6 protein-coding genes and 1 pseudogene are annotated in these 13,937 nt (G+C 40.8%); all 7 read right to left on the reverse strand.

Going from position 1 to position 13,937, the window contains the following annotated elements; translation table 11 throughout:
- Nucleotides 1-90 precede the first annotated feature (90 nt).
- Nucleotides 91-1,242, reverse strand: coding sequence for a histidine kinase dimerization/phospho-acceptor domain-containing protein (locus B8983_RS05610; RefSeq protein WP_084283164.1), 1,152 nt, complete (start codon nt 1,240-1,242; stop codon nt 91-93).
- A 731-nt stretch (nt 1,243-1,973) separates the two neighbouring features.
- On the reverse strand, nt 1,974-9,491 hold the full coding sequence (locus tag B8983_RS05615; protein ID WP_084283165.1) for a multicopper oxidase domain-containing protein: 7,518 nt from the start codon (nt 9,489-9,491) through the stop codon (nt 1,974-1,976).
- A gap of 820 nt (nt 9,492-10,311) precedes the next feature.
- A complete protein-coding gene (locus tag B8983_RS05620; protein ID WP_084283166.1) occupies nt 10,312-10,632 on the reverse strand; it encodes a hypothetical protein in 321 nt (106 codons plus the stop codon).
- Nucleotides 10,633-11,167: 535 nt separating this feature from the next.
- A pseudogene (locus B8983_RS05630) lies at nt 11,168-11,422 on the reverse strand (GMP synthase (glutamine-hydrolyzing)); the annotation flags it as partial.
- A gap of 87 nt (nt 11,423-11,509) precedes the next feature.
- On the reverse strand, nt 11,510-11,920 hold the full coding sequence (locus tag B8983_RS05635; RefSeq protein WP_084283168.1) for a type II toxin-antitoxin system VapC family toxin: 411 nt from the start codon (nt 11,918-11,920) through the stop codon (nt 11,510-11,512).
- On the reverse strand, nt 11,911-12,168 hold the full coding sequence (locus tag B8983_RS05640) for a type II toxin-antitoxin system Phd/YefM family antitoxin (RefSeq protein WP_084283169.1): 258 nt from the start codon (nt 12,166-12,168) through the stop codon (nt 11,911-11,913). The genes B8983_RS05635 and B8983_RS05640 overlap by 10 nt, the downstream gene beginning before the upstream one ends.
- Nucleotides 12,169-12,329: 161 nt before the next feature.
- Complete coding sequence (guaA, locus tag B8983_RS05645; protein WP_084283170.1) at nt 12,330-13,937, reverse strand: glutamine-hydrolyzing GMP synthase; 1,608 nt, start codon at nt 13,935-13,937, stop codon at nt 12,330-12,332.

Genomic DNA, 13,937 nt, shown 5'->3' on the forward strand with positions numbered 1-13,937 from the left:
GGCTACTTTGACTTGGCGGTCTAGAAGCTTTAGATACTAAATCATCCTTAGCCTCCTCTCATTGTTCAAAGTTGCACTTCGTATTAGAATTCACCAGTTTAAAATAACTTGGTAAATTTCAATGTAGTTTAGTTCAACCAAACATTTCTCAGGAGTATTAACGCTTAATTTGATTTTAGAGGCCTTACACTCAGGCTCAACTAGTTGGATTAATGAATGAATTAATTTGGTCACATCTACCAATTCAACTGAAATTGCTTCCCCAGAGAATAATGATCTAAGTGAGTGAATAATTTGCCCTGCTCTTTTAGTATCGGCTTCTATCGATTCGACGATTTTTTTATTAATTTCCAGACTAGAATCACCGAAACTCATTAGTGATAATAGATGCTGCGCATTCAACAGTGATGAACCTAGTGGCTGGCTTAACTCGTGGGCTAAAGAAGCAGCTAAAGCGCCGGTAGCAGCAGTTTTATTCGTCTTGAGTAAGTTTGCAATTAGGCTTTCACGTTCCACAAGCAAAGCCTGAATTTCTAATCGCTCTATAGATGCTTTATCAAACTTTGAGTTCGCTTCTCGCTCACTGATTAATAACTTCTTATAAAGATAACTGTTAATCAATGTATAAACTGTGATGTGAATTCCAAAAACAATCCAAAGCATTACACTTGATTTTAAATTTGCTTGCAGTATATTTTTTGCATCTTGATTCAAATTTGTATTGATAAAGATAATCGATGTAATTGCTAGAGCAAGTTGTAGAAGCAAAAAAATTGCAATGACCTTGATGATGCCATCTTTATTAGTTTTAGAAATCTTTAGAACTTCTACGACTTCCCAGACCATCATGACTAATGAGGATATAGCGATAAGATTTGATCGTTGGACAAAGTGATCCCCTATCAAAAAAAGATAGAGGTAAATTAAGCAAACAGTAAGATAATAAATTACTAAAATTCTTAATAATTTTTTACTGGGGATTGTTCGCCAACTACTTAAGAAAAGAGCCAAGAGGATGACGGATGCTTCATAGGAAAAATTGGCAACTATTAAGACATTGGGGCCAACGAGTGGGACTAATGCCCAAGCTAAAAATGCCAAGGCTCTTAAGGCGATAGAGTAACGCCAATATAAAGCCCTCGATCCAGAAAGCTCAAAAACGATGCCTTTTGCAGATGACAGGTAAATCCCAAATAAGATCAAGGTAAAGATTGCAAATAAAACCTGATTCATCAATTCCATAAATTATCTTCCACCCAAGGCACATTATCTTATTCGAATAAATCGTCCTACAAGGATTTTCTATTTAGAAAATTTTCATACAACAATTTTTCCCTAAAGATCACATAGTTTGTTCTTGAATAAATATATGGTCTTGTACAAGAGATTTTATTCGGTCGTTCACAATCCAAAAATTTTTGGATTGATAAAAGTGATTCAATATAAAAAACTTGTTTATGCCTGATGATGTTGGCAATTAAACTTGAATTTATATCCATAGGATTCTCAATCTAATCACATCAAGGCACTACAAGATTACAACGTAAAATTCTAACAAATAAAAGATCCTAGATAGATAATTCTTTCAGAATAATATCAATGAGTTAATGCTCAGTGCTTCTTTATTTCAACCAAATGAATTTTTACACTTGAACACTTAAGAAATTAATTACTACTGTATTTTTGGCCACAATGAAACCAAACGTAATCAACAAAATCTATAAAGTTCTTGATGTTTCAGGCCAAGAACCTGTAACCAAATTCGATTGCTTGACTTTCCAATCACTAAATTATTAGTTTAGGACGTTTTATCTTGTAGGTTTAAGTGTTTGTGACAGTTATTCCTATGAAAAAAAGCCACTAACAGTAATCGGTAATAAGCCATACAAGCTAAAAAATGAGACCTTAAGCAGCGAAATGCTTAAGGTCTCATACTCCAAAAATACCGAGGATTTAAACAATCCCAGGTGTGTTTAGGCAATCACTGAAATATCTCCAATCACCATATGATCAACCCCAATAACGGCAATTTTCACAGCAGCGATAGCACCACAACCATCAGCATCATAATACAAGCCACCATCCACCGTATCATGGATAACACGCTGAGTTTGGGAAGTTGCGGTATGGTTAGTGGTCTCAAGCCATTGGTTTGCCGTAATTGATTGGTTTACATTGCCGAGAGCTGAAAAAATTGCCTTACTGAGTTGTACCGTATCAGTCTTGGATAAAAAGTCAGTGATGGTATCAATATTATTCGTACCAAATGCATTCTTAAAAACAAAGACGTCCGAACCATTACCACCTGTTAGGATGTCATTACCAACGCCACCACTCAAAGTATCATTTCCGACACCACCAATTAAGGTGTCATTCAACCCTGAACCTGTCAAGGCAGCTGCAACCCCAGTATTGGTAACAGTAAAGCCATTACCAGTAGTGACGGCTGCTAAATTCACCGCCAAGCCAGCGGTACTAATATTTTCTATACCCTTGTTGACGCTAGTAGCTGTTGCTGTCCAAGCAGAGGTAACTGTAGCGTTGGCGGTAGCGCTGGCAGCTACGGTTAAGATGTCAGCACCACCGTTACCTAAGTCGGTAATCGTATCAATACCAGCACTCACCGTGAACGTATCAACACCAGCACCGCCAGTTAAGACGTTATTGCCTGCATCACCAGTTAAGGTATCTGCGAAAGCAGAACCAATGATGTTTTCAATAGTTCTAAAAGTATCGCTACCATCAGCACCAGTAGCTAAACCTGTTGTCAAGTTAACGTTGACTGAACCAGTAGCAGCAGAATAAGAGACGGTATCAACTCCAGTCCCACCAATGATGACGTCGTTACCTAAGCCACCGCGCAGTAGATCATCGCCTGCACCGCCGTTCAAAGTATCGTTACCAGTACCACCCATCAAAGTATCGTTTAAGCCAGAACCTGTTAAGACTGCAGCGTTACCAGTATTCGTTAGGCTGTAACCAACAGTACCAGTCGCTAAAGTGAGATCTACATTAAAACCACCGGTTGAGATGTTGGCAATACCAGCGTTACTTGTTGCAACTGTTGCTGCGTAAGTTGCAGTCACTTTTGCATTGGCGGTTGCACCAGCTGATACGATCAAGATGTCAGCACCACCAATACCTAAGTCGTTAATGGTGTCAACACCAGCACTTACCGTGAACGTATCAATACCAGTACCACCAGTAAGCGCGTCGTTACCCAAACCGCCGTTCAGAAGGTCGTTACCAGCTCCACCGCTCAAAGTATCGTTACCAACACCACCATTTAAGGTGTCATTTAAGCTAGAACCTGTGAAGCTAGTTGCAACACCCGTATTTGTCACAGTAAAGCCGTTACCAGTAGTGACTGCTGCTAAATTGACAGCCAAGCCAGCGGATGCGATATTTTCTGCACCATTATTAACGCTAGTGGCTGTTGCGGTCCATGCAGAGGTAATTGTCGCGTTGGCAGTGGCGCCTGTAGCTACGGTCAAAATGTCAGCACCACCGTTACCTAAGTCGGTAATTGTGTCAACACCAGCACTCACGGTAAAGGTATCGATACCAGTACCACCAGTAAGGATGTCGTTACCAGCAACACCTGTCAAGGTATCGTTTCCGGCACCACCAATTAAGGTGTCATTTCCAGCACCACCGATTAAGTTGTCATTTAAACCTGAACCTGTCAAGGCAGCTGCAACGCCAGTATTTGTCACAGTAAAGCCGTTACCAGTAGTGACTGCTGTTAAATTCACAGCAAAACCAGAGGAAGTGATATTTTCTGTACCTTTATTCACACTTGCTGAGCTAGCTGTCCATGCAGAAGTAACTGTGGCATTGGCGGTAGCGCCGGCAGCTACAGTCAAGATGTCAGCACCACCCCTACCTAAGTCAGTAATGGTGTCAGTGCCACCAGTAACAACAAAAGTATCAAGACCAGCATCACCAGTTAAAACGTTATTTCCTGCATCACCAGTTAAGGAATCTGCGAAAGCAGAACCAATGATGTTTTCAATCGTGCTTAAGGTGTCGCTACCATCAGCACCCGTCGCTAAACCGGTTGTCAAGTTAACGTTGACTGCGGCAGTGGCAGCAGAGTAAGAGACAGTATCAATTCCAGTTCCACCAATCAAGACATCCTTACCTAAGCCTCCTCGGAGTAGATCATTACCGGCACCACCGTTCAAAGTATCGTTACCGGTACCACCAATTAAGGTGTCATTTAAGCTAGAACCTGTGAAACTAGCTGCAATACCCGTATTCGTCACAGTAAAGCCGTTACCAGTAGTAATGGCCACTAAATTGACAGCCAAGCCAGAGGACGTAATATTTTCTGTACCACTATTAACGCTAGTGGCTGTTGCTGTCCATGCAGAAGTAACTGTCGCGTTGGCGGTAGCGCCAACAGCAACGGTTAAGATGTCAGCCCCGCCCTTACCTAAGTCTGTAATCGTGTCAGTGCCACCAGTAACAACAAAAGTATCAAGACCAGCACCACCAGTTAAGACGTTATTGCCTGCATCACCCGTTAAGGAATCGGCGAAAGCAGAACCAATGATGTTTTCAATCGTGCTTAAGGTGTCGCTACCATCAGCACCAGTAGCAAGGCCGGTTGACAAGTTAACCGTGACTCCACCGCTTGCTGCTGCGTAAGAAGCCGTATCAATACCATCACCACCGATTAAGTTGTCATTACCAACACGACCAGTAATCAAGTCATTGCCTGTACCACCTTCAATTAAGTCATTACCAGTTGAACCAGTTAAGACATCATCACTACCCAAGCCCTTTATCCAGAAGTCGGCTGAACCAGTAGCAACATAGGTATCAATCCCCTCAGTAAGAACAATGGTAGTGCCACTCCAGACCGCATTAACGGCAATCATTTGTGCAGCTTTGCCACCATGACCATCGGCTACTTGCACTTGCACCTCATAGCTTAGGTCACTATTCGTATCCGTAGGAGCTACAAAATTGGTAGGATTATTCAGTGTCAATGCACCTGTTGCCTGGTCAATACTAAACAACGCTTGATCAGCGCCGCCAACAATACTGTATTGAAGCAAGCCAACATCATTAGTATCAACATCAGTCGCATGCAGAGTAGTAATTAACGCTGGAGCGTATTGATCAATCTGAATAGTGGCTGTGGCTAAACCACCATTTGAGGTAATTACTGGACCATCATTGACACCATTCACAGTAACACTAATATTGTGGGTAGTGCCGTCTAACTCTGTAATGGTAATTGTGTCAGTAAGCTTATCAGCTAAACCGATTGCCTGAACAGCTGCGTTTGTATTATCGGCGTGGTAGCTCCAATTGCCATCTTTATACATTGTCAGCGAACCGAACTGACTCTGGTAAATTTTGTAACCAAGATCAGCTTTAGTAACAGGGTCAATATCTGTTGTAAATCCTTGCATTGCCTGATCAACTTTACCAATTTCAATCAAACCAGTTGCAGCATTAGCAGAATCTTCTGTAACCATTCCTTCAAAGTCACCAGTAACACCGACAACTTTTAGGGTACGCATCATGTCATGATCTTCGTGGGACAAAATATGGCAATGCCACATGTAATCACCGGGACGGTCGAAAGTCATTACTACTTTAATACCTTGACCAGGACCAACCCAAACTGTATCTTGGGCACCAGCATCGGTTGCATATAAAGGGATTTCTGTACCAAAGTCGTTGTTATAAGAAGCCTCACTCGTTAATACAATTCCATCACCATTCGTATCACCAGTATTTGGGCCAGAAGTAGGCGTTTCAGTTAACAAATAACGGCCTAGGACTTGGAAATTTACCTGGTGAATGTGCATTGGATGGGCATCAGCAGTAACGTTGTAGAACTCCCAGATTTCAGTAACAGGCTTTGAGCCGTCCTTCAATTGAATGATTTCAGTGGTTGGCTGGTCGTAGCCTAAACCACCTGCCTGAATAGTTTTACCAGTTTGGTCAACTTTAACTTCGGCGATACCTACTTGTGGCATGATGCGACCATATTGATCAGCAACCTCAAACACACCGATTTTCCGAGTGGTTACCGCTGCAGCATCGACCAATATCGTGTTTGGATCCGTTGCTGTGACAGCTGTGCCATCACCATAGGTAACAGTATCCACGGTGCTACCCGTTGGTAAAGTACTAGTAGGAACCAGCTTGTAGGTTTGAAAGGAATTATCTAAAACCAAGTTTGCATCCGTTAAGACATGACCGCCCATCCCGGATTCACCGGCAGGAGCCTCTGCACTCAGACTATGCGTGCCTGCTAACTTATCAGCAGCATTGATGGCATCTACTTTTGCAGAAATTGCAGAGTGAAATGCAGTTGCCGCTTGATTCTGATCTACTGTAAACGACATTACTTGACCGACTGGATCTTGAGACAGGTCAATATGCTGCACTGGGCCAGCTAAACCACCGTCTGCATTAAGCCCTTTGAATGGCTCGTAGGCGGTACCAACGTTTTCTAAATGAATAATCTTCTGGCTGGCGTTTGTGAAATCAAAGAGTAGCTGATAGCGATCCGCCGGTGCAAAGATAAAATGTTCGCCCTTCTCTTGAACACCATCGCCGTTGAACAAGACAATTGGATGTTCCAAAAGTCCTTGGTCAGTACCGACCAGAGTTACTTTAACGCCAGGATCGTCCAACATCAAGTCGTAGAATCGAGAGTCTGAGCCATTGAGCAAATCAATCAATACATCACCAGGAGCTACTGTCATGTTTGGCCATGCTTGGCCATTACCCATAATGACGTTACCGAAATACTCTGGTACGGCTGTTGGGATAGGCAACTTCATGAAATGAGGCAAGAAATGATCTACCAGTACAGGTGCGCCGGTAATCGCATCTAAAACAGGAGTACCTGTAGAGTCGATCACCGCATGCGTCACAGCATCCAGCGTGAAGCGAGGCGTTGTGTCTTCTACATAATAAACAGTTGGGTCTTGCACGAACGTGCCGTTCGCATTGTCTATTACGTAAGCACCTGTGCTATCGATAGAATAATGTGGGTTTGTATCGACTACATACTTTCCAGGGTTAGCGGTATCAGCGACATAAGAGCCGTCTACATTTGCCACATAAGTAAGATGAGCATTATCAAATGAATAATGCTGTGGAATATTCGTATCTTTAATATAGCGAGTCTCTTGGATTAAAGTACCTGCTTCGCTTAAGGTATAAATACCACCGTTGAGGCTGAAATGCGGTGTATTATCCAATACATAAGTACCTGGATTGGCCGTATCTTCAATAAAAAATGCGCCGGCATGATCGAGTACTGTATTACCAAAGTTATCGAGCACATAATTAGTGTCATACATCATGACTGTCACATCAGCACCATTGGCCTGTAAATAATGCCCACTATTCACCGTGCTATCAAAGAGTTTGCCATTCGTGCAGTCCAACAAATATAAAGGCGTGGTCTCCATGATGTTATGCATGGCAATACTCTCAGGAGTTACCAATGTATATTGACCGCAAGCTTCATCAAAGAAATACAAAAGACCGGCTGGGGTATCTTTGACGTAATTACCATTCATATCCAATACATAGCAATCACTCATCTGTGCTTCGTGATGCATTACCATTGCTTCTACGTTAGTGCTTGGATCAATGACAAATGTGTTGTCAGTCGTATGGCCAGTTGTGAAAAGTTTGGCTGTCATACAATCGAAAGCGTAAACCGTAGCACTCTCAGTAGGATAAGTCGTGATACTGTCAGGAGTGCTTAGAATAAATTCGCCATTTGCCAATTGGAAGAACTCCAGACTACCATTGTCAATCACTGGGATGTTATTGATATCGTGAACATAACAACCCGGCTGGAGCTCAAAATGTGGAACCGTTACATCGGTTCCTGCCACCAACTGCAGGTAAGGGCCAGACGCGGTTGGGCCAGCATATAACTTACCAGTAGGACAATCAAGTGCATACAGCGGTGTTGTGCCATCAACATGATGTTTGATTCCGCTTTCTGCTGTTAGCAGAATAAATTTGTCAGGGTGTTGATTATCCTGAAAGTACTGTAATTGAGCATTACCTGAGACAAGAAGGTTATTTTCATCATGAACGTAGCAACCACCTATGACAATATCTTGATGTTTCGTTACGATATCTTGACCATTTGAATCTTGCAAATAAAGATTGGTTGGGATAGTTGGTGAGTTATAGATTCGGCCCGTTTCACAATCAAACGCATATAACTTCGTTGTATCTGCCGTTGCACTATGCATTGCGATACTTTCAGGAGTGCTGAGGATATAGCGCATTCCAACAGGCTGAGTTGCGTCATAAAAGAATTGCAACTTTCCATCATCTTTGACCAAATTTCCATTCATGTCACATACAAAACACTCTCCGGCATGCAAGGTGACTACTTTAATATCCGGATTAATGATGTAAGCATCTTTAAGCGCCGCTAATTTGGCGATGGAATCTGCTGTGTCCAGCATGAACGGATTCGCTGTGGAATAAACGAGTTGTCCATGCATGTCATAAATATCGTGCTGTACATCAGCGACAATTTCGCCTGTTCCAGGCAATGGATCAGCAAGTTGGGAAGGATAGAAAAGGGAACCGTCTGTGCGAAATGACTTGTCACAAACAACGACTGGAACTTCTTTTGAAATATCGGGTAAGAGATGTAAACCATTAACTGCTTTAGCTGCAGGGCCTTCGCCAACTAGTTCACGAGTGTTACTATCAATTAAATAACCACCTGCTAATCCCGCATATACGTTTAAGCGGGTCACCCCCATGGAGTGGTCGTGATACCAAATAAAGGCACCTTTTTGAGTATTGTCATAGACATAAGTCACCACTTGATCTGGGGTGATGGTGAGGTTCGGATTACCATCATAAATAGCGGCAACGTGAGCACCATGAACGTGTGTTGTCATTGGCACCATGTATACACCGGTTGGTGTAGTCACAGTACACATCGTGTTTGTAGAGGCATTCATGCCTGGCATACCACTCATACTGCCCATGCTATCCATACCAGCCATTGGAACACTCATGTCCAATGGTAATAAATGTCCGCCAATAGGTAAGCCATTTTGCCAAGTAATTGAAATCGGCACGTTGGTACCATCTCCAACGATAGAGTTACCCTGTACTAAGAAAGTTGGATTCAGAATTGGGGCACCAGCAGATAATGCAGCCGAACCTGTGAGTGCAGAATTTACTGGATCACCCATAATCAAACCCGGAATATTGGGCAAACTAGTCATTGCTGAACCAGTTGTAGGATCGATTAGCTCGTAAGCCCACATAATCGTATTCGCTGCACCAAAAAGACCAACATCCATTGTGACTTGAACAGCGCGGATAATGTAATTGCCACCTGTTCTGGCGTCTATGACATATCTAGAGCTTAAGGGGTTGGCTCCGCTCACAGCTGTGGCAAGGTCAGGAATGAATAAATCAGCTGTGCTGTTTATTGGTAGAACTGGTGCAATTGTTGAAGTCATTACTTTACCCACCTTATATGTTTTATTTTAAAAATTCAAAAAATTGATTAAAATTTATTACCAGCATCCTCAATGCCCCAATCGATCTCATAGTCAAAAAGAGACAAAATTTTGCTGTTATTTCTAAATCAACCCCTTTTCCCATCAGAAACTTCAAATCGTTATGAAGTTTCCAAAAGGTGAATTGCATGTTGACGATAAATTTTTAAACGAGCTCTTAGAAATTACCTTCAGATTCTAAAGATTTTCAGATCGGCAGAAAATGAGCGATGCTGACTTTTTTTGGCGGTGTATTTTAATTATTTTATTTATACTTTTAACAAGCCTAAGCCGTAAATCAAGAAGCACAATGGGATATTCATTAAACTAAGAATGTGTCAGTTCTACAATTGAATGTCTTATTTAAAGTCTAGAATATGCTTGTCGGGATATTGGCTTCAATGCGTGAAGTTTTTTTCATTATTGTTATTAGGTACTTATGTTTTTAAAACTTGGATTTTTTGCAATGAATAATTAGGGTTTTCACTGATTGATTCATTCGGTATTGATTGAAAAGCACCCTCCCACCTTGATTCCAACTTCATTCGTTGAAGTATTTAGGTAGTAAATTAATACTATTAAAAATCAAAATGAATAATCAGGACTTTCTTCTAAAAAAATAATCAGAATAATACGGAATTACTTAAGTCAATCTATCATCAGAAGACAAGGGCAGATTAAGCAAGTCGTAAAATAATCAGTTCCCAAAATTTACAATCATTTGTAACGATTCATTTCTCACCAATAGCCTATGTTTTGATAAACCATAAACTGGCAGAAACTATAGCTGCTCACAATTTAAATTTGCAATTCTCAATTCAATGGATTTGAGTCGAGGTGATGAAGTAATAATTTTTGAGCGTAAATCATCACTAGGCGTTTCTATATTTAATAGTTGAGCCTTGGATAGTCTATTTAAATCTTTTCTGATGGTTACGTCGCTGAACTGACCTAACTCAAGGTAGAGTTTTTTCAAAGATAACTCTATGTTTCTTTTTTCAAAATCTAATACGGTGATCAGGATCAAGATAGAAAGCATTGAATTACCCTCTTGAACTTTTTCCTCCCGAAAGAGGCGCAAGATGGCTGTTAATATTTCCAATTAATTCAAACTTCCAAACATTAAATAATTCGTTAATAAGACCTTAACTATTTCATACTAATTTTTATTAATCAATGAGAAATTGTTAAAGATTTTTGTAGAAGTTTTTTGGTTTTTTTTATTCAAAAAAAGTACTTATATGCTTAAGCATTTATCCCTTGAATAAAAATTGTTTATCCATGCAATTACTCACGAATATTTTCGTGAATAGCACGAAGTAAGGTCACATCGATTTTGTTAAATAAAAAATTTGGCGGTTGAAAAGTTTATATTTCAAATCTTCCAGATTTTTTTATCGCTTATTGACTGAAAACATCGATAAAAAAATACTCTTTGCAAAATAAATCTTTGAATAATTTCTGATATTGGGTTGGATCATACAACCCAAAAGATGCTTTGATTAAAAAATCTGAGCTTAAATAAGCAATAAAGAATTCCCTCAAATTTATAATTAGGTGTTGAATTTGAGAAATTGTTGGCCCCACAGCCAAATCAAGTAGTTTTTTCTGAGAAACCTAGCTATTTTTCAGAGGTTTTATTCCCACTCAATCGTAGCAGGAGGTTTACCAGAGATATTGTAGACCACCCGATTAATTTCTCGAACCTCGTTAATAATTCGATTCGATACTTTACCCAACAATTCATGTGGTAAATGTGCCCAATGCGCTGTCATAAAATCGAGGGTTTGAACTGCTCGAAGGGCAACAACCTATTCATAGGTTCGACCATCACCCATCACTCCAAGCGATTTAACAGGTAAAAACACTGTAAAAGCTTTACTTGCTGAGTTATCTCAACTTTTTGCTAGTTAACGAGTAAGCTAGGTTATCTAGATATTAATCAAAATTGGATAAGCTGAACTTTATGTACTCTACGTTTAAGATTTTAAGCTTGCTAAACGTAATCCAGGAAGGTCTTCAAAATCTTTGATGTTCAAAGTTAACAACTCGTAACCATGTTCGATTGCTTGTGCTGCCAACCATAAATCATTGTAACGAGGCCGAGGAGATCGTCCAGATTGTTTTACAGTTGCAGCCAGCACCCCAAAACTCGCAGCTGTTTGTTTAGTTATTTCCAATGTAGGTCGAATCTCAAGTTGACGCATGTAAGCAGCGCGTAAGGCACGTTCGGAAGGATCTTTACAAGATTCGACACCAAAACTCAATTCGCCTAAAGATATAACAGATATAAATACGGGCAAGTTGCCAGCAACTTCAATTACTGCCTGTCGATTAACTTGGTTGCTGGCAAGTCCAATCCAGACACAACTATCCAAAATCATGCCCATGGATCACGCACCGCGTCGCTAAATTGCTCCTTGCTATCGGTTAACCAAGCATCTGACTGCTTTGGCGATAGCATAGAAAGACCCAAGCCTTGGAGAGCTTGAGTAGCACTCATGGTTCGTGGTGATGGAACAATTTGAGCAATCGAGGTTTGATTCCGCTGAATTGTTACCGTTTCTCCTTGACTAGTCACGCGGTCTAATACTTCTCTCGTATTTCTAGCAAGTTCAGTTGCACTAATTGCATGCATCTCGGCACCTCGTAATTTATGTATCAATACATATTATACGTAATAATTGCGAGGATTTGTAGCTAATCTAATTGATATGATGCAATTACAAACAAATGAAATATTTAATGACGTTCATTTTTAGAGAATAAACATATAAATCATGTACTTAGATAAAGAAACTACTCCCACTCAATCGTAGCAGGTGGTTTACCAGAGATATCGTAGACCACCCGGTTAATTCCTCGAACCTCGTTAATAATTCGATTCGATACTTTACCCAATAATTCATGTGGCAAATGTGCCCAATGAGCAGTCATAAAGTCAAGGGTTTGAACAGCTCTGAGCGCAACAACATATTCATAAGTTCTACCATCACCCATGACACCAACAGATTTAACAGGTAAAAATACAGCAAAAGCTTGACTCGTTAAGTCATACCAACTTTTTCCAGTTGAAGGGTCAATGGTGTTTCGTAGTTCTTCAATAAAAATTGCATCCGCTCTTTGAAGAAGGTGTGCAAAATCTTGTTTTACTTCCCCCAAAATTCTGACTGCTAAACCAGGTCCAGGGAAAGGATGGCGATAGACCATTTCTTTGGGTAAACCTAAAGCGATGCCTAATTCTCTCACTTCATCTTTAAATAGCTCTCTGAGAGGTTCTAGAAGTTTTAAATGCATATCATCTGGCAAACCACCAACATTGTGGTGACTCTTAATGGTATGAGCCCCCTTCTTCCCTTTACCAGCAGATTCAATCACATCTGGATAAATCGTTCCTTGAGCAAGCCATTTGGCATTTTCAATTTTTGCAGATTCTGCTTGGAAAACCTCGACAAACTCACGACCAATAATCTTACGTTTTTGTTCAGGATCGCTAACTCCAGCGAGTTTACCCATAAATTGCTCTTCAGCTTGCACATGAATCACCTTCACACCGAGGTTATTCGCAAACATTTCCATTACCATTTGACCTTCATTTAAGCGCAGAAGACCATGATCTACAAACACGCAGGTAAGCTGATTACCAATTGCACGATGGATGAGTGCTGCGGCTACAGAAGAGTCAACTCCCCCAGACAGACCTAGAATTACTTCATCACTGCCAACCTGCGCCTTAATCGTAGCAACAGCCTCAGAAATATAGTCACCCATTTCCCAGTCAGGCCTACATGCACAGATATCATGCACAAACTTTTCAAGAATAGCTGTTCCTTGGACTGTATGGGTAACTTCCGGATGAAACTGTACAGCATAAAACTGCCGCACTTCATCCGCCATACCAGCAATCGGGCAGGAATCTGTTGATGCCATCAATTTGAAACCCTCAGGCATTGCAGTGACTGAGTCACCATGACTCATCCATACTTTGAGAATGCCATGACCTTCTAGGGTTTCAAAATCCATGATCCCGTTAAGTAACGGAGTATGGCCACGAGCACGAACTTCAGCATAGCCAAACTCTCTTGATTTGCCCAGTGACTCTGCTGTCTGTACCTGACCACCTAATTGTTCTGCCATGGTTTGCATCCCATAACAAATACCGAGTACAGGTAAACCTAAGTTAAATACTAATGCTGGGGCTCTTGGTGTATCACCTTCAGTCACGGAACTAGGGCCACCTGAAAGAATGATCCCTTTCACGTTTTCATTTTTAACAATTTGTGACAAGCGCCCCTCATCAATATCATAAGGATAAATTTCTGAGAGGACTTTAGAGTCTCTCACCCTTCTGGCAATTAATTGAGTAACTTGTGAACCAAAATCTAAAATGAGTATCTTATCGTGCAC

Source organism: Polynucleobacter kasalickyi (genome assembly GCF_900176405.1).
Lineage (GTDB): Bacteria > Pseudomonadota > Gammaproteobacteria > Burkholderiales > Burkholderiaceae > Polynucleobacter > Polynucleobacter kasalickyi.